This is a genomic window from Clostridium sp. (genome assembly GCF_050717545.1).
Lineage (GTDB): Bacteria > Bacillota > Clostridia > Clostridiales > Clostridiaceae > Clostridium_AD.
In genome coordinates this window covers 84510-110337 of sequence record NZ_JBOITN010000019.1, presented here as the reverse complement: position 1 = coordinate 110337, position 25828 = coordinate 84510, and the positions used below count along the sequence as shown (strand labels likewise).

Sequence of the window (25828 nt, the reverse complement as noted above, 5' to 3'; positions counted from 1 at the left end):
CCCCTTTTTCATTCTCTATCTTTATAAATATGTTTAATATCTCTAATATGTTCTTTTTAAATGTTTTTCAACCTTTTATACTAATAAGTTTCACTTTTATTATAACACATTAAGCAATATTTATAGATGTGCATTAACAAAAAAAATGCATAACAAATAAACTTGTTATGCATTTTGAGTCCATACTTTTATATAAATTTTAGTTTGCCAATGATGTTGCAGCACCGAAAGTGATGATTACAGCACTAAAGGTGATGATTACAGCACTAAAGGTGATGATTAAGCCTCTTTAGCCAATAACAAGTCTTCTCCCAAAATTTTTACTTCGGTACTAAGTTGTACACCAAATTTCTCTTCTACTTGACGTTGAACAAGATTTATAAGATCTAAAATGTCCTTTGCACTGGCATTCTTTTTATTAATGATAAAACCAGAATGTTTCTGGGACACCTCCGCATCACCAACACATGTTCCTTTTAAATTACACTCTTGTATAAGTACACTTGCATAATGACCTTCTGGCCTTTTAAATGTACTTCCTGCTGATGCATATTCTAAAGGTTGTTTATCACTTCTTTTTTTAGCAAGGTCATCCATCCTTGCTTTTATAACTTCTCTGTCACCTTCTTCAAGTCTCAGAGTAACACTTATTACTGTATATCCGTATTTTAGAACTGCACTACTCCTATAAGAAAGTTCCATCTCATCTTTAGTTAAAATTAATAATTCACCATTATTATCAATAACTAATGTACTCTCAAGAACCATAGACATTTCACCATTATATGCTCCTGCATTCATTGCTGCCGCTCCGCCTATACTACCTGGAATACCATTTGCAAATTCAACACCTTTAAGTCCCTTAGATAATGCAACCATTGTAACATCATATAAACTAGCTCCACTTTGTGCTGTTATCCTGTTTCCGTCTACATTAATTTGGTTAAGTTTACATAGTTTTACAACAATACCTCGAATTCCACCATCACGAACAAGTAAATTAGAACCATTTCCAATCAAATAATAATCAACATCATTTTCTTTACATATTTTAACTATTGACTGAACTTCTATAACACTTTCTGGTGTCACTAAAATGTCAGCAGGTCCCCCTACCTTGAATGAAGTATGTTTTTCCATTAGTTCATCTATCTTTATATTTTCTTTTGCAGTTACTTTATTTATTTGTTTAATTATCGTCGCATATCTCATCATATTCTACTCCTTGAACGTATTAAGTATTTATATTCTTCCATATGGCGTCTCATATTACTAGGTTATGGAAGTCATAGTTATTATAGTTTAACCTTTTTATTAAAATATTTCAACATTTTAAACTGTTAATAATCCATTATTAATCTCTTTGACATATTTTATGCAGGTATTTTCCCACTATTTACTACTCTTAAAATATTCTATAACGTTTTGTGCGGCCTTACTATCTATGGATGGGGTCTCCATTAGTTCAACCTTACTTGCCTTTTTAATATTATCAATGCTACCAAATTTTTTAAGTAACTCTCTTCTTCTCTTTTCCCCTATATTGGGTATATTGTCTAGTATTGAATATAAAGTTCTTTTATCTCTTAACGTTCTATGATAAGTAATAGCAAATCTATGAACTTCATCTTGTATTCTTGTAATTAGATGCATGCTTTGAGAATTGCTTCTCATATTTATCTCTATATTATTATATATTAAACCTCTTGTTTTGTGCTTATCATCCTTAACCATTCCACATACAGGTATATTAATATTAAGGCTGTTTAAAACCTCAAGCGCCACATTAACCTGTCCTTTCCCACCATCCATCAAAATTAAATCTGGAAATATACAAAACTTACCCTTACTTAATTCTAAATTTCTTTGTTTTATTTTTTCCACTTCTTCTAGTCCATGAATAAATCTTCGCTCTAAGATTTCTCGCATACTATCATAATCATTAGCTCCTATTACCGATTTAATTTTGAACCTTCTATAATCACTGCTTTTAGGTTTACCATTTTCAAAAACAACCATACTGCCAACAGAATCCACACCCATTATATTTGAAATATCATAGGATTCTATCCTCTCGGGCACTTCATCAAGCTCCAATAATTCTACAATTTCCTCAAGCGCTATTTTGTGAACTTCCTTATCTTGCATGTCCTTTAATTTAAAATTCTCAAGGGTTATCTTAGCATTATTTTGAACCATATCTAATGTCTTTTTCTTTTCTCCCATCTTAGGAACCTTAATAATTACTTTTGATTCTTTCCTTGCACTAAGCCACTGCTCTAAAATCTCTACGTCATTTATAAATGGTACATATATTGTTTTGGGAACAAATGTAGCAGACCCATAAAATCTCTTAATAAATTCTTCAATAAGTTCATATCCTACCTGATCCGCTTCGTCATTTAAAATGAAATGTTCACGCCCTACTATCATACCATCTCGAAGGAAAAACACTTGAATACAAACATCTTTTTCATCCACATACATATTGATAAAATCTTCATTTTCACAATTTCCAATAACAATCTTTTGCTTCTCATTTATCTTATCTATAGCCATTATTTTGTCACGAAACATTGCTGCTTTTTCAAATTCTAATAATTGGGACGATTTCTCCATCTTCTTTTTTAAATCATCTTTTATAATTTTATCTTTTCCAGTAAGAAGCTCTATTATACCCTTTATTATTTCCCCATACTCCTGTTTATTAATATATCCTGCGCATGGCGCTTTACATAACCCAATATGATAATTAAGACAAGGTCTAGCTGGCAGTGACCCCTCTTTAATAGTTCTTCTACATGTTCTAACCGGGAATACTTGTTTTATAAGTTCAATAGTACTATAAACCGCTGCCGAATCTGTATAAGGTCCAAAATACTTGCATCCATCATTTGCTATGTTACGAGTTACAAAAACCCTTGGAAACTCCTCATTTATAGTTATCTTTATAAAGGGGTAGTGCTTATCGTCCTTAAGCAAAATATTGTATCTCGGACTATATTTTTTAATAAGATTACATTCCAGGATTAAAGCCTCCATTTCCGAATCCGTAACTATATATTCAAACTCAGATATGTTTTTAACCATAGCCAAAACTTTTACAGAATGATTTTTCGAGTTTTTAAAGTATTGTCTTACTCTATTTTTTAATATTTTAGCCTTTCCAACATATATTATTTCACCAAGATTATTTCTCATAAGATATACTCCAGGCTCGCCTGGAAGCATCTTTAGTTGATATTCAAAATCAAACACAATAACTCACCCCCCTTTAATTAGCTCCAAATTTGTTCATTATCTTCAATGTTATTCACCTTTATCAGAGCTTTTTTTCATCTTCGATAATGTTAAACATATACAGTCACAAGTCTACCTTTATAATAAAATTTCCTGGGCAATATGTCATAAAATAATATAAAGTCAAATATTGTAACAATATTTGACTTTATAATATTACCATTCAATACCTATTCCCTTATTTATATGCTTTTATTTTAAATAATTTTCAATTAGTTTCCCAGTTATTTTGGCAGCTTTCCCACCGCCAGTTCCACCTTCTTCTACAATTACCGCTATGGCAATTGTAGGATTATCATAAGGTGCAAATCCTATAAACCATGAATGAGCAGCTGTTTGCGTGCTAGCATCTGCTTTATGGTCCGCAGTTCCTGTTTTCCCACTAACCTCAATGCCATTAGCCGCAGCATTTCCGCCTGTACCACCAGTTACTACGCCTCTCATTAACTCCTTCATGGTGCTCGATGTTTCAGGAGTCATTACTTTTCCTAATTGTTTAGGCGCAGTCACCGCGAGTGATTTACCCTTGCTATTTAATATTTCTTTAACAAGCATTGGTTCCATCATAATACCGTTATTAGCAACACTACTTGCAACTAATGCCATTTCCATTGGAGTAGCTAAAACCGCAGCTTGACCTATAGCACTTTGAGCTATGTTACCTTTTTCATTACTTTTATAAGTTGGAAATTGACTATGGTCTATTGTCATCCCTGTTGCATTTATATCCTTATTAAAATAAAATTTTTCTGCAGTATCCCTTAGCGCTTTATTACCCAAATCAATACCTAGGGACCCAAAAAATACATTACTAGAATGCACATAAGCCTTCTTAAAGTCTATTTTTCCAAAAACTTCACCATCGTAATTCCTTAAAAGTTGTGTTCCATTTACCACTAGTTTACCATTATCAGTAAATCCCTTATTATAAACACCTTCAATGTTTTCTAAAGCACTTACTGCCGTTATAGTTTTAAATATAGATCCCGGCGGATATAAACCTGATACAGCCCTATTAAGAAGTGGAACATCATTATTTGTATTTAAACCTTTCATATCTTTTTTTAAATTATTCGGATCATAAGATGGGTTAGAGACCATCGCTAAAACTTCCCCAGTTTTAGGATTAAGGGCCACTATTGCCCCTTTATGGTTCGTTTGTTTTAAAAGTTCATATGCTTTTAATTGAAGTTTTGAATCAAGTGTAGTTCTTAATCCATTTCCTATTTTTTCCTCAGTATCTTGATTAAAGAAAACTAACTTTGAAATTGCTGATTCCCCAGAATCCATAAGCTCAGCATCATATTTTTTTTCAAGACCAGCAAGCCCATATATAGGGTCCATATAACCTATAGCATGTGAAAAAGCTGCACCTTGCAAATATTTCAATTTTTGTGATGTTTCACTTATTTTCGTACTTTCCGTTAAAGCATTCATATCTTTATCGTAAATTGTTCCTCTTAATACCTTATTTCTCTCTGCCCAAAGCCTTTTATTAAATGTACTGGCTAAAGTTGTTTCGCTTCTAAACATGAATGAATAAGTTATATATGAAATTAAAGCGATAAAAAGTATTAAAAACACCAACATAACCTTTTTTATATTATTTACGAAATCATTCATAACTTTGACCGTCCTCCGAAATTTTTTGAAGTACACCTAGCGAAAAGAAAGTTATTATCATAGAACTTCCTCCGTAACTAACCAGTGGTAGTGTAATTCCCGTTAATGGTATAGCCCCAACTACTCCGCCTACTATAACCAAAGCTTGAGCCGCTATCATTGTGCTGTATCCAACTGCCAGGAGCCTTGTAAAGTTATCCTTGCTGTAAATTGGCACTCTCATACATCTATAAAACATTAAAAAATATAAAATTAGTATAGCAAAACCAGTAAGAAGTCCCATCTCCTCAGAAATAGCTGAAAATATAAAATCTGACTCACGTACAGGTACCATTTTAGGATATCCAAGCCCAAGACCTGTTCCAAAAAGGCCCCCTGACGCTATAGAAATTAAAGATTGCACCACCTGATGTCCTTCTTTATAACCATATTTCCACGGGTCACCCCAAATCATAAACCTTAATTGAACATGCTCATAAAGTTTATAACTTATTAATCCCCCTATAATGAAAAGTCCTAAACATACTAATATATATTTAAAATTTGAAGTAGCAATATATAACATCGTTATTGAAATAGCAAAAAATATAAGTGCTGATCCTAAATCCTTTTGAATAACCATAAATCCAAGAGATACCATAACCACAATTCCAGGTTCAATTAAGGCCTTTATTTTTAATAATTCTGCTTTCCCTTTGAAGTTTTCTCCGTAATCCTGTAATGATGATGCCAAATATGCCACCAAAGATAATTTACCGAATTCTGTTGGTTGAAAAGTAACCCCAGCTATACTTATCCAGTTTTTCGCTCCGTTAACTTCTTTCCCGAATATACTTCCCATAGACATAAGTATAATTGTACATATCAAATAGAAATATTTGTACTTTGAAAACTTAGATAGACTTGGCATAAGTACTACTACTAAAATGAATGTTGCAATTCCAACGGTATACCATATAAGTTGTTTTAGGGCCATAGCCGAATCCAACCTATATATCATTCCCATGCCTATAACTGCCAAAACATTTGAAAATAGCAATATGTATTTATCACCATCTGGGAAAAATCTTCTTATAATGAAATGAGAATATGCAAAAATGAAGCATATTATACCCCCCATTATTAATGCACCTTTATCAAGCCCATTCTCCCCTACAAAAAATAAATTAAAAAATAAAACTATACTTAAAAGATAAGTATACATAAGAAGTTTTTTCTCTTCCTTTATGCTTTCCATAATATCACCTCACCCGCACTTTTAATTTATCCAATAACCTTAAAAATTGAGGTTCCTATTTTTATCTCGTCACCTTTTTTTATAACTACCGTATCCGTTACCTTTTTATTGTTTTTCATTGTACCATTAGTACTACGTAGATCCTTTAAAATATAATCTGTGTTTTTCAAATAAATTTTTGCATGAAGTGACGACACATACTTATCACCCAAAATCAAAAGATTATCTGCCTTTCTGCCTATTGTAAGCTCATCATTAAGGGGAATAACCGCACCTTGCCTTAAGTTAAAATTTTCTCCTCTTTCCATAACTTCAAGCCCCATAGTTTTTCGTGCCACTGGTTTCTTTTTTGGGCCACCCTTAATGTCTTTATACATTATTTTTAAAGCAAATATTATTATAATGTAAATAATAGCTATAATTGCATATCTCATAATCAAACTTATCTCAGCCATAATGAACTTCTCCTCACTAAAAAATTATAAAAGGCCAGCATAGTGTCATGCTAGCTTAATATAAATTATAACATTTTTTTAAGATATTGTCCTGTATATGAATTTACATTTACAGATATTTCTTTTGGCGTTCCTTTGCACAAAATGCTGCCCCCTTTGTCTCCACCCTCAGGACCTAAGTCTATAACATAATCCGCGCACTTTATAACATCTAAATTATGTTCAATTACAACTACTGTATTTCCGCACTCTACTAGTCTTTGCAGTATTAGTATAAGTTTACTAACATCATCAATATGAAGTCCTGTAGTCGGCTCATCTAAAATATAAAATGTCTTACCAGTACTCCTCTTAGATAGTTCTGAAGCAAGTTTAATTCTCTGAGCCTCGCCACCAGACAATTGTGTTGAAGGTTGCCCTAGCCTTACGTACCCAAGCCCAACATCCATAAGAGTCTTAAGTTTGCTATAAATTCTAGGAATATTTTCAAAGAATTTTAGCGACTCCTCCACAGTCATATTCAGAATCTGATCAATATTTTTTCCTTTATATTTAACCTCTAAAGTTTCTCTATTATATCTTTTTCCTTTGCAAACCTCACAAGGAACATATACATCAGATAAGAATTGCATTTCTATTCTAATTATTCCATCACCCCTACACGCCTCGCATCTTCCACCCTTTACATTAAAACTAAATCTACCTGGCTTATATCCTCTAATCTTCGCTTCTGCGCTCATTGAGAAAACATCACGAATCACATCAAATACGCCTGTATATGTAGCTGGATTAGATCTTGGAGTACGACCTATAGGCCCTTGGTCTATATTTATAATTTTATCTATATTTTCCGCACCTAATATATCTTTATGTAGGCCTGCATTTTTTTTAGATTTATTAACCTTTTTATTAAGGCCTTTAAATAATATTTCATTAACTAAAGTACTTTTCCCAGAACCTGAAACTCCAGTTACCGCAGTAAATACTCCAAGTGGAAATTCCACGCTAATGTTCTTAAGGTTATTTTGCCTAGCATTAAGTATTTTTATACTATGCCCATTAGATTGTCTAGTTTTTTTAGGTACATCAATTTTCTTTTTACCACTTAAATACTGACCAGTAATTGATCTTTCACAATTTTTAACATCCTCAATTGTTCCTGCAACCACAATTTCTCCACCATGTTCTCCAGCTAGCGGTCCAACATCTACAATAAAATCCGCCGCCTTCATAGTATCCTCATCATGTTCTACAACTATAAGTGTATTACCTATATCTCTTAAATGTTTTAATGTCTTAATAAGTTTATCATTATCTCTTTGATGAAGACCAATACTAGGTTCATCTAAAATATATAAAACTCCCATTAAACTAGAGCCTATCTGAGTAGCTAATCTTATCCTCTGTGCTTCTCCACCAGATAGTGTTCCTGCAGATCTTGATAAATTTAAATAATCAAGACCAACATCCTTAAGAAAATTAAGTCTGTCATTTATTTCCTTGAAAATTTGATTAGATATAATCTTATTTTTCTCTGAAAATTCTACTTCTTGTAAAAATGTCGCTTCATCTGTAATTGATAGTCCGCAAAACTCACTTATATTCTTGCCACCAACTGTTACAGCTAGTGCTTCAGGGCTTAATCTTGCACCTTTACACTTAGGACATGGATTATCACCCATATATTGTTCTACATCTCTTTTTATATAATCAGATGAAGTTTCCATATATCGCCTTCTTAAGTTATTGATGATACCTTCATAAGAATGATTAAAAGTACCTGATCTATATTCCTTAACGTACTCCACCTTAACCTTTTCTCCATTTGTCCCATATAAAAGCATTTTAAGAGTTTCAGGATCATAATCTTCTATAGCTGTATCTAAACTAAACTTATATTTGAGGCTTAATGCTCTCAGAACTGAAAAAGTCCAAGAATCTTCCTTAAGGCTACCTTCACCAAAAGATAAAATAGCGCCTTCTTTAATACTTTTACTTTTATCTGGTATAATTAAATCCTCATCAATTTCCATAAGTGTACCAAGCCCATCGCAAGTATCACACTTACCAAATGGTGAATTAAATGAAAACATCCTAGGTGCTAATTCTCCAAGACTAATTCCACAATCAATGCAAGCAAAATGTTCACTAAAAAGAATATCTTCTCCATCCGAAATGCTAGTGATAGCAGTACCTTCAGCCAGCTTTAACGCACTCTCTAAAGATTCAGAAAGCCTACCGCGAACCTCTTCCTTAACAGAAATTCTGTCTATTACTATCTCTATACTGTGTTTCTTAGTTTTAGCAAGCTTAATATCTTCTTCCATAAGTTCTACGGTGTTTCCGTCAATTCGCGCACGTACAAATCCATTCTTTTTAATATTCTCTATTACTTTGAGATGTTCACCCTTTTTTCCTCTTATAATAGGAGATAAGATTGAAATCTTAGTTTTTTCAGGTAGTTCCATTATTCTATCCACCATTTGATCTACCGTCTGCTGCGTAATCTCCTTGCCACATTTAGGACAATGAGGTGTACCAACTTTAGCATAAAGAAGTCTCAAATAATCATAAATTTCTGTAACAGTACCCACTGTAGACCGTGGATTTCTATTAGTAGTTTTCTGATCTATAGAAATAGCTGGAGATAACCCCTCTATGTACTCTACATCTGGTTTATCCATATTACCTAAAAATTGCCTTGCGTAAGCTGAAAGAGACTCTACATACCTTCTTTGTCCCTCAGCATATAATGTATCAAAAGCAAGTGATGATTTACCAGATCCCGAAAGTCCAGTAAACACCACAAACTTATCTCTTGGTATCTCCAAATCAACATTTTTTAAATTGTGAACTTTAGCGCCCTTTATAAAAATCTTATCTCTCATGTTATCTCCTCTGCATTCTAATAGTAATAATACTACTCTTACTATTAATAATAATTATACTTCCTTAATCTGTTTCTTAAGTTTATAAAGTATATCTCTAATCTGAGCAGCTCTTTCAAAATGTAAATCCTTAGCTGACTGCTTCATCTCATTCTCATATTTATCCATTAACTTCTTAGTCTCATCATAATTTGCACCCATTGCAGCTTCAAGGGTTTCGTATACAACCTCATCCTCAGCTACCATTACAGCCCCTATTACATCCCTAATATCTTTGACAATAGTAGTTGGCACTATATTATTCTCTTCATTATATTTCATCTGGATTATTCTACGCCTTGCTGTTTCATCTATACACTTCTTCATAGACTTTGTAATTCTGTCTGCATACATTATTACCTTGCTCTGCGAATTTCTCGCAGCCCTACCAACAGTTTGAATAAGAGATGTTTCAGAACGGAGAAATCCTTCCTTATCTGCATCAAGAATTGCAACAAGAGCTACTTCTGGAATATCTAGCCCTTCTCTTAAAAGATTTATACCTACAAGCACATCAAATGTACCCAGCCTAAGGTCCTGAATTATCTTCATTCTCTCTATAGTATCAATATCAGAATGTAGATAAGTTATTTTCATATTCATTTCTTTAAAATATTTAGTCAAATCCTCCGACATCTTTTTAGTAAGAGTAGTAACTAAAACTCTAAATCCTCTTTCTATTGTTTCCTGAATGCTGGCATATAAATCATCTATTTGCCCCTTAACAGGCCTTATAATTATTTCAGGGTCAAGTAGTCCTGTAGGTCTTATTACTTGCTCTGCTACATTCTCACTATGCTCAGCCTCATAAGTACTTGGGGTAGCGCTTACGAAAACTGTTTGATTTAAACTATTCTCAAACTCTGGAAAAGTTAGAGGCCTATTATCATATGCGGATGGAAGCCTAAATCCATATTCAATTAAATTAGTTTTCCTTGATTTATCTCCACCAAACATAGCCCTAACCTGTGGTAACATTACATGACTCTCATCTATAAACATTAAATAATCATCCGGAAAATATTGCATCAAGGTTTGAGGGGCTGTCCCTGCAGGTCTACCATCTAGTATCCTAGAATAATTTTCAATTCCAGTACAGTAACCAACTTCACGCATCATCTCAATGTCATAGTTTGTCCTTTGTTTAAGTCTTTGAGCCTCTAAAGCTTTATCTTGTCCTATAAGTTCCTTTAATCTTTGCTCTAGCTCCTGTTCTATTTGAGCTATACCAATCTCTAATTTATCTTTTGAAGTCGCGAAATGGGATGCTGGAAATATAGATACGTGTTTTCTATTCCCAGTAATTTCTCCTGTAAGCGAATCAAATGATCTAATCTTTTCTATCTCATCCCCAAAAAACTCTACTCTAATTCCTTCACTCGATGAAGCTGCAGGGAATATATCAATAATATCTCCGCGAACTCTAAAAGTTCCGCGAATAAAATTAATATCATTTCTCTCGTATTGTATGTCTACTAAATGCCTAATTACCTCGTTTCTATCCTTTTCCATACCAACCCTTAAGGACACTGTAAGTTTTTTATACTCCTCAGGATTTCCAAGTCCATATATACATGAAACAGAAGCCACAACAATAACGTCATTACGCTCAAGCAATGCAGATGTAGCTGAATGTCTTAATTTATCAATATCATCATTAACTGATGAATCTTTTTCTATAAATGTATCCGTCTGCGCTATATAAGCCTCAGGCTGATAATAATCATAATATGACACAAAATACTCAACACAATTATCAGGGAAAAACTCCCTAAACTCTGAGCAAAGTTGTGCAGCTAAAATTTTATTATGAGCAAGCACTAATGTAGGTTTTTGAACTTTCTCAATAATATTTGCCATGGTAAAGGTCTTGCCTGAACCAGTTACTCCTAAAAGAGTCTGATACTTTTTACCTTCCTCAATTCCGCTCACCAGACTATCAATAGCCCGAGGTTGGTCTCCAGTAGGTTTGAACTTTGAGTGCAACTTAAACTCATGCATAAAATCACCGCCTTGTATTCCTTATCTGAACGTTTGTTCGCTACTTACATTTTAACTATAAGTTTTTAATATGTCAACATACCTTTTAAATAATATCTACTTACTATAATAACATCATTATCTATTATTATAGAGCCTTCTAGCAATATTATTTCTAGTAATTATTTACTTTATATTATATATATTACAATAATATTAAATATTATTCAATAATAATTATTTATTTAATTCTTTTTATCAACTTAAATAAGGGTTATGAAATTAATCATAACCCTTATTTAAGTTATAGTATCTATTGTATACTCTTTATGATTTAATAAGTATTTTATAAAATCTATTTGGAGAATTGTATCCTACCGCTAAATACGTAGCTCCATGGTCTGATATTATTGTTATTCCTTCACTCTCTCCTCGTTTATTAACATGGTAAGTTGCAATTATTGCCCCCTGATAATTAAATACTGTAATTTTATTATTCGTATAAAGATAAATATATTTTCCATCCGTTTCTAATCCTTGTGGAACACCTTTGCAAGCAACGTTAAAAGAATTTATTGCTTTCATTTTAGCTAAATCTATAATAGTAAATGTAGGATTTCCAGCATCTCCATGATTTAAAACAGTATGCAATATTAAATAATCATGGACATTATCTATAGCAAGCAAAGCAGATGTTCCCAGCCTTTCATAGTTTAAAGTACTTTGTATTTCACCTTTTTCATAATCAACAACATAAATTCGGGTTAAATTATTCCCTCCACCATTAGCCACATAAATTTTATTAGTTCTGGTCCTATAACTAAGGTCAGCACAATGTCCTAGCATCATTGGTTTTGTTTGTGAAATTCTTTCTCCCGCCATATTATATTTAACTATTTTCCCCTTTCCACCACCTATATCAAACCCACAATACAAATACTTATTAAAGAATGTAATCCCTTGAAGATTATTCTTATCCTTTATATTAAATAGTAAATCATTTTCAAGCAACGTAGATTTTTCTTTTTTATTATTGGAATTAACCGTATAATTTATTTGACTTGATACCTGTGATGTTTGTACTGTAGCTGTTACAACTTTATTTGGAGTGTCTGCTATGATAAAGAATAACACCAACATACATAAATATACTTTATGTCTTTTCAATTAAAAACACCCCCTATTGATATGAATCTAATAAGATTTTAAGAGGATTTCAGTTTAAAATCTAAAATCTTTGATAAAACATCTATGTCACCCTTGAATGGGTAACAAAGTAATTTATTTTCATCATCAAAAATTATAAAAAATGGCATATCCTTTTCGGGAATTATAATATAGACATCATTTACAAGTATATTTAAACATTTACCCTGCACTCTAACCTTAGGATCGAGTGGCACTCTAATTGCATATCCATCATTTGTAATTGGGTTACTTTTACCATAGATATCATCCACATCCTTTATCCAGGCTGTTACCATATTATTAATATCTTCATTTAACTGAACTAGTTTAACTACCTTCTCTTGCTTTGGATCAAAAATTTCCACATATTTAAACTCTTGCGCAAAAACCATTGTTGAATGTAAACTAAAAATAAATAAGAATATAATTGCTAGTATTTTTTTATTCATACGCATCACCTACTATTAACATTCCCATAATTATTTGTACTTATGTTGAAAATAAATATTTATTAAAAATTATGAAGTTTTAAATTTTGGCATTTATTATAATTATTACTTAAATACCATAAATATCTTTATATACCTAAGATAACTTAAAATAACAAATAAAACATTATGTATTTTATTGCATTATAGTATATAATTATAATTAAAACCCACAAAGTGAGGTGAAATTAATGACCTTATCGGAAAAACTAATAAAAGATTTTGAGTCGCTTTCAGAAGACAAAAAAATAGAAGTATTAGACTTTATTGATTTCTTAAAAAATAGAGAGCAATACAGATCAGAAAACACAATGGATCTAATTATTACAGACAATAATCAAGCGCTCAAGGAAATAAACAAACAATTAGAAGTTTAGCTGTTAGAAATTAAGGGATGTCTAAAAATGATTTAAAATTATTTCAAGGCAACCCAGTTTTTCAAATTGTACATCCAAAAGTTTCACATCATCTTTTTTTAGTTTGCATTGAAGTTCTTCTAAAAAGTAAAAATTAATAACCCTCTTATATACAGTTATCACCAATTGTATACGCTTACATAACGTGCTATAATTAAGGTAATAAACTCAGGGTGTACTTAACTAAAAGTATTATTTATAAGGGGGGGACACATCAGCATGTATAAATTAAAAGACAATATAATGATGCATAATAATGATACCGAAGTAAAAAACATTTCATTTGAGGGAATAATAATAGGCAACATATCTTTTGAGCTTAATAAAAATCATATGCTCGTAAACAATATAAATATAGATATTAAATATACACATAAGAAGCATGCAACAAATTTATTAATACAATTAGTAAAAGAATTTAACATTGATATTATCTATGGTACTGGAACATATGATGAAGGAGAATACTTCTGGGAAAAGTTAGGCTCTAAAATGTCAGAGTATATATATACTAAAGATATTATAGACACCCAAGGAGACACTCCACAAAATTGTTGTTTAGGTAGGAATTTTAAATTGACAAGAGAACAACTAATAAAACATAGTAACCTAGTTTAAATATTATAGAAAACAAATGTGGTGCAAATTTATTTTATTTTAACGACATTTCGCTTTATGCCCCCACGTTTCCTAACTATTGAAATGTAAGCCATCATTATAAGATTATATCCTTTTCTTAGAGAATGCACTACAGTATATATTTCGTAGAATGCGTTCGAATTAGCCCCTTAGTCTGTATAATTTAACTACCGCACAACCACCTATTAGTAAATTTTAATTCTTAAAATTATATATATTTTTACAAGTATATAGAAATCATGTTATAATTTTCTTATAAGCTGTTTATCACATTTTCTATTAACCAAATAAAATAATAGACAACGTAAGAAAGGAGATATTAATATGTCAATTACTATTAAACGAAATACTGGATGGCAGGGCATGGGCTCAAAAATTCAAATAAAAGTAAACGGAGAAAAGGCAGACAGTGTCATGGAAAATAGTAGTGTAGACATTGAACTACCAGATGGTAAAGCTCAAATAAAAGTCACACAATTTGGAATAAAGAGCAATGAAATGGCAGTTAAAGAAGGAGATATAATACGATTAACATCAACAAGATGGCTTCGAATGAGTTTCCCTTTAATATTGATTATATTCGTTTTAACAATTTTCCTTCCTAATTTAACATATAGACTAACCGTATTTTCCATTTTATGTGTATTGATTGTTATTAGTATATTCTTGTTTAATGGATTTAATCTTAGCGTTTTTGACAGAGAAAATGGATAATGATATTTTCAAAAATTAACGAAAACAGAACTTCTTATAATATATCGAAATAACTCCATATCTAATAATGTGAGGTTTAATATTTTTTATAGTTGAACATTGAGAGCTTATCGGAGGGGATTGAAAATTAAGAGTTTATATGGAGCGAATTGAAATGAGTATTGAAAAAATGTTATTTAAAAAAATGCGCTAAGATTGAAACAAATTATTACATATTCTAAAAATAACCTTTTTCTTTTAAATCCTCAAAACCCGCCAGCCTACCAGCTAAAAGATCTTAAGGATTTTCAAAGTTTTTAAGTGTTTTGGCGCAATTCATTTTTTTTCTTAGAGGATGCTAACAAAAGTATATATTGCGTAGAATGCGTTCGAATAAGCCTTAGTAATTCTTAATTTATTTTATTTTTAGGTGCGTAAAGAAAAATGCATGTTTGAGCGATAGTGAGTTTGCATTTTTTAGCAACTGAAAATAGAATAAATTTTAGAATCACTTGGCGAAGTGAGCGCATTTTAGCAATATATACTTTTAGTTACAGCATCCTCTAAGAAAATCGAAAACCTTCTATTTTTTATCTTTATCTTTGTCTCTTATCTTATCCATCACATCTTTAAATGTCTCATCATGAATATTTACTACAGTAGTATCTTTTGGTACCTCTCTAGGTACAATTACAATTCCAAGTCTTTTTTTCTTAGCCATATTGTTAAAAGCAATGTCTTTTAACTCCCCCGAAGCCTTCTTAATCTTCATAGATAAGAAACTAAAATTCCCTTTAATCACATTGAAAATTTCATCTTCAATCTCTATTTTTTTATCATTAAGTAATACAATTAAATCTCCGCTTTCAATTCCCATCTCAAATGCAGGAGAATTCGGTGCTACTGCAAGCACCATAATTCCTTCTTCACTACTAACAAACTTAGGTTTAGAAGTAAACTCCATATGTTTTTCAAATCGAAGCATCCCCTCATGAAGAGCAGCTGTAAATATTAAAATAAATAATTGAAAGCCTACCCCAAATACTGCAAGTTGTGATATAGCCGTTACAATTAAACCATATCCAACTATTAATGCTCCAGAAGTAAGAGTCTTGCGTTTTTTACTCTTAGTAAATGTGATGCTGCCATATCCTATAACTCCGTACAAAGCAATAGTAGCTATAACTGAATTCTTAACAATTCTATTTATTATATCTCCTTGTATCAAATGCCTCCACTCGGGAATCATTACACTCTGCGCAACCACTGTATCTGCTGTAGTTGAACTTAATAATATAAGTAAAGCAATTGGTAATGCCCAATATCTTTTTAAAGAGAACCCACCAAGAATTTTGTTATCTCTGTTAGTAAACACTGGAATAGCTCCTCTTGAACCATCAATCATTACTAAACTTCCCTCTATAATGTGCAATATACCAACCAATGTCATCAAAGTTAGAACATCTATGTTTATAACATCTAGTTGTGGCATATTGAAAGTACTAGCTAAAAATTCAAATAATAGGCTAGCTAAACCTAAAACTGCGCCAGAATATGAAAAACAAATATACCTAGGCTTAAATGCCATGAAAAATAATGACACCATAAACAATAAATAAATATTTGAATTTTCATCAAAAACTAATCCAGCATATGTAAATATTAGACTCGCTATAGCCCCCGCAAAAATCCCTATTACAACTTGGGATATAGTTAGTTCGAATGGTGTATCCAAACTTTCTCCCATTATCATTTTCTGCATTGCTGCAATTTTCTTGTTTTTGTTATAAAAAATTAGCGATATCATTATTAAAATAAACGCATTTGATGGGTCTACAATTGCATAAGCGACTGCTCTTAAAGTATGTATTGCAATTTCCATTCAATTAAATTCTCCTCCCCAAGCTCTTCCCAGTACAATCACTCATAACACATTATATTTTCCATATAGCCTGTGTCCCCTTGCCTAAGTGATTACATTAAATAACAAGTATCTACCAAATTTATTTGGTAGATACTTGTTATTTATTAAAATGTGCCTTTCACAAATATCCTTATGGTATTACTTAACTTTATCCTTTGCTAGCTGTAAAGCCTTTATAAATTGTGGATCTGTTTTTCTATCATATGCTTTTTCTTTAAGAGCTGCTGGGAACTTAACTTCAACTTCTGGTTTTATTCCTATATGATGTATATTCTCACCATTTGGAGTATAGTATTTAGATATAGTTACTTTTAATGCAGTACCGTCATCAAATCCATCTTGACTTCTGTAAAGCATAGTTTGAACAATACCTTTGCCAAAAGTTTTTTCTCCAACTAAAGTACCAACTTTATAGTCCCTTATAGCACCAGCAAAAATTTCTGAAGCGCTTGCACTTCCTCCATCTGTTAATACTGTTAAAGGCATTCCTATAGCAATACCACCATTAGATTTATATTCTGTTTTTTTCTTATTTTTATCTATTGTATACGTTATATTTTTTCCCTTTTCTACAAAGTTAGAAGTTAGTGCTACAACTTGATCTAAAAGGCCACCTGGGTTTCCTCTTACATCTACTATTAGACTTTTCATACCCTTGTCTTTTAATTCTTGTAATTTTTTTTCAAAATTCTTAGAAGTATTTTCATCAAACATTGTAAGCTGAATATACCCAACATTATTTTCTAGCATCTCACCTTTAACTGTTACTAAATCTATCTTAGCACGTTTCATTTTCACATCAAACATACCTTTTTCTGCTCTATTAATAGTTAAAGAAACCTCTTCACCTTCTTTTCCTTTCATCATTGTAACTGCCTTTTCAAGTTCTTTGCCAGTAACTTCTGTTTTATTAACCTTTTCAATTATATCTCCAGAAATTAACCCCGCTGCTTTAGCTGGTGAACCATCAAAAGGTGCAATTACAACTATATTGTCATCTTTAACTCCTACTTGTAATCCAAGACCAGTATAGGCTCCTTCTGTTTGAGAATTAAAGTCAGTAAACTCTTGTTTATTCATAAAAGTTGTATAAGGGTCTTTTAGAGAATCAGTCATCCCCTTTATAGCACCTTCTACTAAAACATCATCGCTTACCTTGCCATCATAGTACTCATATAATTTATTTCTCACTAAAAACAGTTTTTGAAATTTTAATACCTGGTCATAAGCTTCTCTCCCAATTAGCACTTTTCCATTAGGTAATGCTAAAGAAAGCTGTGTTGTAGCAAACAAAGTTATGGCATTAGTAACCAAGACTAATACTACAACCATCGCTATCCATTTTTTCTTTTTCTTTTTATCTCTTTCGCTACCATTCCCTACGATTTTAACTTTATTTTCATCGCCCATTTTATACACCTCTTTGCAATTCTCTATATATTATTATGTTAATATAATAATTTTATAACACTAATATTAAATAAAATTTATTTTAGTGTAATTATAAATCCCATTCGGAGTCATAATATCATAGCTTCGGAAATAATTATTTAATATTATACAACCAAGAATTTTCTTATTGATAGAGCGCTTCCTATTGCTCCAATAACTAAACCACCAAGTGTAAACTGCCATAAAAGAGTACTTAATATAAAATGTGGGTTAATTAACGTCATTCCTAGTAATGCATTAGTGTACTTTAAGAAAACCAATCTATATGCATAGTAAATTAATCCAGTAGAAATAAGTGCTCCTGATATTCCCAGAATCATGCCTTCAATAATAAATGGCCATCTTATAAACCAATCAGTAGCTCCAACAAATTTCATAATACCTATTTCTTTTTTTCTAGAATAAACTGTAAGTTTAATTGTGTTTCCTATTAAGAATAAAGATACACTTATTAAAATTACAAATAGTACAGCTCCTATTATCTTAAGAGTGTTAGTTATGCTTATTACTTTATCAACAACTTCTCTAACATCCTTAATCTGGTCTACACCACTTAGTCCCTTCGCTGACTTAACCACATCATCTACAATTATTGGGTTTGAGACCTTTACAACATATGCACTTGGAAAAGGATTCGTCTTTTCAAACCCTTGTACTAAAGATTCACTATTTTCTCCAAATTGTTTTTTTACATTATCAAGTGCATCATCTTTATCCTCAAATTTAATATCAGATACTCCCTTAACTTTACCAACAGCTGCTTCTATGGCTGATTTATCCCCTATTGTTACATTATCCTTAAGATAAATCTTAACCTCGAGCTTAGCCCCTAGTTCCTGAACTCCTGCATTAACATTAAAGACGATTAATAAAAACACGCCTAAAATGAACACAGTAGCTGCTACTGTAGCAACTGAAGCTATACTAACTGTACTATTTCTTTTTAAACTCTTTAAAGCATCTATAACATAATATTTAATTGTGCTAATCTTCATAACCGTATCTTCCTCTCTGCTCGTCTCTAACTATAATACCTTTTTCTATAGCAATTACTCTCTTTTTCATAGAATCTACTATGTTTTTTGCATGTGTCGCCATAATTATTGTAGTTCCTGCCTTGTTTATATCATTTAAAATATCCATAATACCTAATGCAGTTTCAGGATCTAAATTCCCTGTTGGCTCATCTGCTATAAGTAAAGTGGGATTATTCACTATAGCTCTAGCAAGAGAAACTCTTTGTTTTTCTCCACCTGAAATCTCATTTGGAAAAGCCGTGTATTTTTTTGATAATCCAACTAAATTTAAAACATAAGGTACTTTTTTCTTAATATCCTTAGCGGAAGCCTCCGTAACCCTTAGAGCAAACGCTACATTTTCATAAACATTTAAAGTATCAATTAATCTAAAGTCTTGAAACACTACTCCAATTTTTCTTCTAACATATGGTATATTTTTTCTACGCAGTGCTGTAATATCAGTTCCGTCCAAAGTAACGGTTCCTGTAGTTGCTTCTGTCTCTTTTAGTAACATTTTTACAAAAGTAGATTTACCTGCACCACTAGGGCCAACAAGAAATACAAATTCTCCTTTTTCAATAACAATATTAATATTCGACAAAGCTATTACATTGTTATCATAAATCTTAGTTACGTTCTTTAGTTGTATCATATTTAACTCTCCTTACCATGTTTATGTAGTTTATTTCAGTAAAATCACTAATAACAGTATAACATAATGACTCAATATGTTATAAATTTTTATATAAAATTTTCGTGAATATTAAATAATATATGTTAATTTGTTATATTACCCCTAAAACTTATTCCTAATTTTTATTGTTTCCTAAAAATCGAAAAAATATTATATATATTAATTTCTAAATCTAAGCAAAAATAAGGGCACTCATGCCCTTATATATTTAGTAAGTGCATAAATGTCCTTATTTATCTATCAAAGCAAAATGCCCCTATGCATTTTATAGACCCACACTAATTAAAAGTGCAGTATCTACCTTTTTCATATCTCCATCAGTCATATGACCAATTTTTTCCTTTAGTCTCTTTTTATCTAATGTTCTTATTTGTTCAAGCAAAACTACAGAATCTTTATTTAGACCATACTCCTCTGAAGAAATTTCAACATGAGTAGGGAGTTTTGCTTTATTTATCTGAGAAGTAATAGCTGCAATTATAATAGTGGGACTGTACTTGTTACCAATATCATTTTGAAGTATGATTACTGGCCTAATCCCGCCTTGTTCCGAACCTACAACCGGGCTCAAATCAGCATAAAATATATCTCCTCTTTTTACTATTGTTGTCATTTGACAAATCACTCTCCGAAAGCTTAACTTCGTATTCTTTAAAATCTTTGATATCAGTCTCAAAACCCATATTAGATATTTTTAAATTTAACTCCGCCATTTCTAAATATCCTTGTTTCATTTCATTAATATAATTCAGTTTTTTCTTTTCCTCACTATATAGTATTATAGCAACCCTAATAAATTCACTTCTTTTTTTACAATCTTTTTGAAGTGCCTTATTAAATTGCATATAAAGTTTTTTTGAGAGGTTTATTACTAATTTCTTTGAAGTTGACATAGAAAATTCAATACCTCCTATTAAGTAAAGCAACAATATGTATGAAATATATTATAATTCAACCTATGTCAGTCTGTCAAAGAAATTATTCGCATTTTCGCCTTTTTTCAACAATTGATTTACATTTTTTTGTATTATTATACATATAAAATATACATTTTATATGTATTTTCTTATTTTTACAACAACGCCATCTTTAATGTACACTCTTGGAACTCTTTTCCCAATCATGCAAACTACTTCATAACTTATAGTACCTATTAATTCCGCGATAACTTCTGCAGTAAATTTATTATTACCATCTTCTCCAATTAATATAACCTCATCTCCAACTTTTGCTCCCCTAATGTGCGTAACATCAATCATGCATTGATCCATGCAAATTTTACCTATCACAGGAGCAAATTTGCCTCTTAAAATCACCTTTGCCTTTTGAAATAAAAGTCTTGTATATCCATCAGCATATCCAATAGGAAGTGTCGCTATAACAGTTTCTTTCTCTGTTTTATATTGTCTTCCGTAACTCACATATTCTCCAGGTGGAAGTGTTTTTATGTTTACTACATTTGTTTTCAAAGTCATTACTGGTAATAAATCTATGTTTTCCTTATTTACTTCGTCAGACGGATAATATCCATATATTATTATCCCTGGGCGTACTGCCTCATAATGGGTTTGTGGTAAATCTATAATAGCTGCACTATTGGCAATATGCCTTATCTTTATGTATACTTTTTTAGCTTTTAACTTTTCATAAAAATCATCGTATTTTTTAACTTGCCCATAAGTGTAAGTCTTATCCTTTTCGTCAGCCGATGAGAAATGACAAAACATTCCTTCTATAATTATATTAGGTAACCTACTTATCTTATATACTTCCTCGCAACTTGCGTCACTTGGCAGAAAACCTATCCTCCCCATACCCGTATCTACGGCTATGTGAATTTTAGCTATTTTATTTTTCTTAACCGCCATCTTTGATAATCTTCTTGCAAATTCAAAAGAATATACAGTCTGCTCAATATCATATTTAAGCAAATTATCTATTAAATTTGGTGGTGTAAACCCTAAAATCATTATTGGACATTCTATGCCTGAGCGTCTTAACTCCACCGCTTCGCTTTGGACTGCCACGGCAAGTCTATTAGCACCGTTCTCAAGGAGCACTGGAGCCACATCAATTGCTCCGTGTCCATAGGCATCTGCCTTTACAACTGCTATAATATTCTCGCTTTTAGCTATCCTCCTAATTTCTCTCATATTATGTGCTAATTTATCTAGATCAATCTCTGCCCATACAGGCCTTAAATGTTTAAAAATAATGTTCACCTCATTTGTTTATCTTTTTATCTCACCTTATGGAACTGAAAATACTGAAGGTTCAATTTTTACATTTGGCAAAAAGTTAGTATATGATATGTTGATTTTCTCTTTACCGTTAACATCATAGATAACCATTTTATCTGGTATCATTTTTTTAGTATCAACATACAGTAGTGCCTTATTAATATTTTTATTGCTTCCAGGTATTAATAAATCAATTACTGTGTATTCGGTATCATTAATTGTCTTGGTAACGTATTTTATTTCTTCATTTGTATACAATAATCCTATGTATTCACCAATAAAACTTAGTTTAAAGACCTCATCGAAATCTTTGCTTTGTACATACTTAGTTCCATTGTTTTTATCATTAACATAAATTTTGTTATCGTTTTTATAAATAAACACTCTGTCTTCGTTTAATTCTAGTTTATATCCACCTCCCAGCAAATATGATTGTTTTGCTTTATAATTAATTGTCTGTTTTGGATTGATTACATCGATATTCATATCTGTAGTGTAACTGTCCATATTTTTCAAAAACCTTGTTATATCATTAGTATCTTTTGGTTTTGTAACACAAGAAGTAAGTAGCACTAAGCCTATAATCATTAAAGAACTTAGCAATAATAGTAGTATTTTTTTCATAGTTATCCTCCTAGCATTCCCTAGAGATGCGAAATAATTATGGATTGTTTATGCTAAATCAAATCAATCTACTATTAATACTATTACTAATGGTTTAATACTATTACAAAATAATTAATTACAATGATTCAGGCACCGCCAACTCATCTTCACACTTATCATAAGTTTTCTTTTCAACATCTAATATAGCATAAGCCACCGCGCTATCTTGACCATGAGAAATACTAAGATGAATGGTATATTCACCTTCTTTTTTAGCAATTAATTTTGCTTTACCTTTTAAAATTACTATTGGTTTTCCAAGAATCGTCCTGTCAATTTCAATATCCCTAAAATCGAACCCTCTAAACCCTGTACCTAAAGCTTTTGCCACTGCTTCTTTAGCAGCAAATCTTCCTGCTACATATTCAGCCCTTAAATTTCTACTTCTAAGATATTCAAGTTCGACACTTGTAAAAATTTTCTCTAAAAACTTACTATTGCTTTCCATAGCCTTTTTTATACGTGGTATTTCAACTATATCAATACCTACACCAAAAATCATAAATATCACTCCCACCGTTAATCTATGTCTGCAAAGATTACTATCATTGTTAACATAAATTAATGAAACAAATTTTATATTTATCATTACACATCTATAAGCATAATACAATAATATAAAAAATAAAAGTTTTATAAGTTTCCAGTGAACAACAAAAAGAGAAGAAATATTCTCGCATGGAGAAAACGTCTCCTCAATAAGTTAGTCTCCCTTAAAATATTAACAAGTAGCTATGTCTTTTAACCTCTCATCAAAATCACTAGTGTATTCATCAATATATTCACCCAATATATCAATCATGTGAATAGGTGAAACTGTGTTATCGTATACTATTTTAAAAAGATTTTTAACTTTATGTCTTTGCGGACTTATAGTTTCCACGCAATCTCTTTGAATACTCACAACACTACCATTTACTACATCTTGTTTTTCTATTTCAATACCATATGCTTGCACATTGGTAACTTCATCATACATCGAAACAGAAATTTGGCTTTTTACCATTCTATAAAAATAATTATGGGTTACTTCTCCATCTACAATTTTTTTATTTAAACTTTCTATAACTACCATATACTTTCCCCCCTATGCTTTCTTATTAAAATCATATTAACATTGCGTTTGGGAGAAATCTGTCATTTTATGATTCACGGTTCAAAGGAATTATCTCTTTAAAACGACACCTTAAACCCATTACATCCACAATCTTATAATTATTAAAGTAATTCAAAAGACATCGCATGATAAGTGATGAATTATTTTGTCGAATTTATAATAATTATAGCTAAAAGTTTTTTATTAAATATAGAATCTTTTTTTAATAAATAGGAATTGTCATGTATGATTACCTTTACATAACATAAATCTCAAATTTTATGTTAATATTTGTCATATTCCATGATGATTATACAATCTATTTCCGCTACTTTTTAATTTAACTCGAATTATTAATTTTATAATTCTAATTATATATCTTAGTTTTTATTATATTTACCATTTTATGTCTATTGATTCCAATATACTTACATAGGTTCTCCAATATTATTTGGGCTGCTATAACCATAGTGCAATCATTCTCTTTATAGTCCTCTAAAGCATAACGATTTCTATAAATGACCATACTAGTTTTTTTACAACTAATAGTTTTATATAATTCATTAAGGGTATCATACAATATGGAATATGAAATTAAAATAAAATCGCCTTTTGATTTTTCACTTCCATTAACTATTCCTCTAATAATTTTATTCAATGATGTGTTTTTATAATACTCAAGCATTTTTAGGCTATAATTATCTTCAATAAATTTACCAACTATCTTAGCATCTATAAGGGTTATTTCACCCTTTGTATTAAAAAACACACCTGCATCTAAAATATCGCTTTTTTCTTCATTAATCTCTGCTATAATTTTTTTCATCCTGTAATTAAAATAACTAGTAAATTCACCTTTTATAATAAAAACTTCAAGTTCTTTTACACTGGCTACATAAACAAGCTTTGAAAAGCTTTTATAAGGCTTATTTAAATAATCTTTATTGTTTCCATCTATATCACACATATCTTTATCTCCCCACACTTTAATAGACTATCTAAATTCTTAACTATTCTATTTAGTGTGGCTCAAAAAATTTAAACTATACTAGGAAAAAATAAAAATCTCCTACCATTAGGTAAGAGATTTTTTATTCTAGAATATTTATTAAATAATTTTGAAAAAGGCAGGTAAAGCTATAGACACACCTGTAACAATAATTCCACATATAAATGACCCTATAACTGCGCACATAACAGATCTTTTAAAATCAAGCTTTAAAAAAGCAGCTACTGCAGTCCCTGTCCAAACACCCGTTGTAGGAAGTGGAATTGCTATAAATGCTATAAGCGCTATTTCCTCAAACTTTTCAAATCTAGATCTATTCTTGGTTATTTTTTTATCTATTAGATTATATAAGCCACCAAAATGTTTAGATTTTCCTAACCATTCAAATATTTTATTAAAAAATATTAGAACAAAAGGCACAGGCAATAAACTTCCAATGAAACTTAATATAAATACTGTTATAGGATTCATACCGCACTTATATAATCCAAATGGGATAGCTCCTTTTTGCTCCATAAGTGGCACCGCCGCCATGAATAATACAATTAACCAATTCATATAAATTCTCCTTGTTTCTAAATTTTCTTATGTTTAGTAGTTTTTTAAAAGCTCTTATGTATTTAATATTTAAAAATTATTTATAAGTACTATATTGTAGTATTTTTAAATAACATTAAAACTATAGCATAAAAAACATTTACTGTAAAACACAATTAATTATATAATCAATTGTTATTGCATTATCAATGTTATTATATTATAATTTAATCAATAATTATTAT

24 protein-coding genes are annotated in these 25828 nt (G+C 30.9%); 3 read left to right on the top strand and 21 right to left on the bottom strand.

What is annotated here, in order from left to right; translation table 11 throughout:
• Positions 1 to 279: 279 nt before the first annotated feature.
• The 9 genes from murB to ACREVX_RS04760 form a co-directional block, all read right to left on the bottom strand.
• Positions 280 to 1215, bottom strand: a complete 936-nt coding sequence (gene murB / locus ACREVX_RS04800) for a UDP-N-acetylmuramate dehydrogenase (protein ID WP_431543027.1) — start codon at positions 1213 to 1215, stop codon at positions 280 to 282.
• Between the two features lie 177 nt (positions 1216 to 1392).
• A complete protein-coding gene (uvrC, locus tag ACREVX_RS04795) occupies positions 1393 to 3258 on the bottom strand; it encodes an excinuclease ABC subunit UvrC (RefSeq protein ID WP_431543026.1) in 1866 nt (621 codons plus the stop codon).
• Between the two features lie 234 nt (positions 3259 to 3492).
• Positions 3493 to 4923 carry a peptidoglycan D,D-transpeptidase FtsI family protein gene (locus ACREVX_RS04790; RefSeq protein WP_431543025.1) on the bottom strand — a complete coding sequence of 477 codons (1431 nt, stop codon included), beginning with the start codon at positions 4921 to 4923 and terminating at the stop codon, positions 3493 to 3495.
• Positions 4916 to 6160 (bottom strand): FtsW/RodA/SpoVE family cell cycle protein, encoded by a 1245-nt coding sequence (locus tag ACREVX_RS04785; RefSeq protein WP_431543024.1) that lies wholly within the window; start codon positions 6158 to 6160, stop codon positions 4916 to 4918. Before ACREVX_RS04785 ends, ACREVX_RS04790 begins: the two co-directional genes overlap by 8 nt.
• Positions 6161 to 6186: 26 nt before the next feature.
• Positions 6187 to 6615: an FHA domain-containing protein gene (locus ACREVX_RS04780; protein ID WP_431543023.1), complete on the bottom strand. Its 429-nt coding sequence runs from the start codon at positions 6613 to 6615 to the stop codon at positions 6187 to 6189.
• Between the two features lie 65 nt (positions 6616 to 6680).
• Positions 6681 to 9503, bottom strand: a complete 2823-nt coding sequence (gene uvrA, locus ACREVX_RS04775; protein WP_431543022.1) for an excinuclease ABC subunit UvrA — start codon at positions 9501 to 9503, stop codon at positions 6681 to 6683.
• 54 nt (positions 9504 to 9557) lie between these two features.
• A complete protein-coding gene (gene uvrB, locus ACREVX_RS04770) occupies positions 9558 to 11543 on the bottom strand; it encodes an excinuclease ABC subunit UvrB (protein ID WP_431543021.1) in 1986 nt (661 codons plus the stop codon).
• Positions 11544 to 11849: 306 nt separating this feature from the next.
• On the bottom strand, positions 11850 to 12689 hold the full coding sequence (locus ACREVX_RS04765; RefSeq protein ID WP_431543020.1) for a YncE family protein: 840 nt from the start codon (positions 12687 to 12689) through the stop codon (positions 11850 to 11852).
• 38 nt (positions 12690 to 12727) lie between these two features.
• On the bottom strand, positions 12728 to 13159 hold the full coding sequence (locus tag ACREVX_RS04760; protein WP_431543019.1) for a hypothetical protein: 432 nt from the start codon (positions 13157 to 13159) through the stop codon (positions 12728 to 12730).
• A gap of 230 nt (positions 13160 to 13389) precedes the next feature.
• On the opposite strand from ACREVX_RS04760, the gene ACREVX_RS04755 reads away from it, so the two are divergent.
• From ACREVX_RS04755 to ACREVX_RS04745, 3 genes are all read left to right on the top strand, one after another.
• Positions 13390 to 13575, top strand: coding sequence for a DUF2281 domain-containing protein (locus ACREVX_RS04755; protein ID WP_431543018.1), 186 nt, complete (start codon positions 13390 to 13392; stop codon positions 13573 to 13575).
• 258 nt (positions 13576 to 13833) lie between these two features.
• Positions 13834 to 14232, top strand: coding sequence for a hypothetical protein (locus tag ACREVX_RS04750; RefSeq protein ID WP_431543017.1), 399 nt, complete (start codon positions 13834 to 13836; stop codon positions 14230 to 14232).
• A gap of 345 nt (positions 14233 to 14577) precedes the next feature.
• Positions 14578 to 14967: a hypothetical protein gene (locus ACREVX_RS04745; protein ID WP_431543016.1), complete on the top strand. Its 390-nt coding sequence runs from the start codon at positions 14578 to 14580 to the stop codon at positions 14965 to 14967.
• Positions 14968 to 15529: 562 nt separating this feature from the next.
• Here ACREVX_RS04745 and ACREVX_RS04740 read toward each other — a convergent pair.
• From ACREVX_RS04740 to ACREVX_RS04685, 12 genes are all read right to left on the bottom strand, one after another.
• The gene (locus tag ACREVX_RS04740; RefSeq protein ID WP_431543015.1) at positions 15530 to 16828 is read right to left on the bottom strand and encodes a PDZ domain-containing protein; all 1299 of its coding nucleotides are present in this window, start codon (positions 16826 to 16828) and stop codon (positions 15530 to 15532) included.
• 180 nt (positions 16829 to 17008) lie between these two features.
• The gene (locus tag ACREVX_RS04735; RefSeq protein WP_431543014.1) at positions 17009 to 18280 is read right to left on the bottom strand and encodes a S41 family peptidase; all 1272 of its coding nucleotides are present in this window, start codon (positions 18278 to 18280) and stop codon (positions 17009 to 17011) included.
• Between the two features lie 146 nt (positions 18281 to 18426).
• On the bottom strand, positions 18427 to 19317 hold the full coding sequence (ftsX, locus tag ACREVX_RS04730) for a permease-like cell division protein FtsX (RefSeq protein ID WP_431543013.1): 891 nt from the start codon (positions 19315 to 19317) through the stop codon (positions 18427 to 18429).
• On the bottom strand, positions 19307 to 19993 hold the full coding sequence (ftsE, locus tag ACREVX_RS04725; RefSeq protein WP_431543012.1) for a cell division ATP-binding protein FtsE: 687 nt from the start codon (positions 19991 to 19993) through the stop codon (positions 19307 to 19309). The genes ftsX and ftsE overlap by 11 nt, the downstream gene beginning before the upstream one ends.
• A 307-nt stretch (positions 19994 to 20300) precedes the next feature.
• Positions 20301 to 20648 carry a type II toxin-antitoxin system PemK/MazF family toxin gene (locus tag ACREVX_RS04720; RefSeq protein WP_071614469.1) on the bottom strand — a complete coding sequence of 116 codons (348 nt, stop codon included), beginning with the start codon at positions 20646 to 20648 and terminating at the stop codon, positions 20301 to 20303.
• A complete protein-coding gene (locus ACREVX_RS04715) occupies positions 20608 to 20928 on the bottom strand; it encodes a CopG family transcriptional regulator (protein WP_431543011.1) in 321 nt (106 codons plus the stop codon). Before ACREVX_RS04715 ends, ACREVX_RS04720 begins: the two co-directional genes overlap by 41 nt.
• 159 nt (positions 20929 to 21087) lie before the next feature.
• A complete protein-coding gene (gene alr / locus ACREVX_RS04710; RefSeq protein WP_431543087.1) occupies positions 21088 to 22248 on the bottom strand; it encodes an alanine racemase in 1161 nt (386 codons plus the stop codon).
• Between the two features lie 36 nt (positions 22249 to 22284).
• Entirely contained in the window at positions 22285 to 22899 is a 615-nt protein-coding gene (locus tag ACREVX_RS04705; RefSeq protein ID WP_431543010.1) for a germination lipoprotein GerS-related protein, read from the bottom strand.
• A gap of 118 nt (positions 22900 to 23017) precedes the next feature.
• Positions 23018 to 23443, bottom strand: coding sequence for a holo-ACP synthase (gene acpS, locus ACREVX_RS04700; RefSeq protein ID WP_431543086.1), 426 nt, complete (start codon positions 23441 to 23443; stop codon positions 23018 to 23020).
• A gap of 219 nt (positions 23444 to 23662) precedes the next feature.
• On the bottom strand, positions 23663 to 24016 hold the full coding sequence (locus ACREVX_RS04695) for a DUF6514 family protein (RefSeq protein ID WP_431543009.1): 354 nt from the start codon (positions 24014 to 24016) through the stop codon (positions 23663 to 23665).
• 388 nt (positions 24017 to 24404) lie between these two features.
• Entirely contained in the window at positions 24405 to 25004 is a 600-nt protein-coding gene (locus ACREVX_RS04690) for a hypothetical protein (protein ID WP_431543008.1), read from the bottom strand.
• Between the two features lie 141 nt (positions 25005 to 25145).
• Positions 25146 to 25604 (bottom strand): COG2426 family protein, encoded by a 459-nt coding sequence (locus ACREVX_RS04685; protein ID WP_431543007.1) that lies wholly within the window; start codon positions 25602 to 25604, stop codon positions 25146 to 25148.
• Positions 25605 to 25828: the final 224 nt, after the last annotated feature.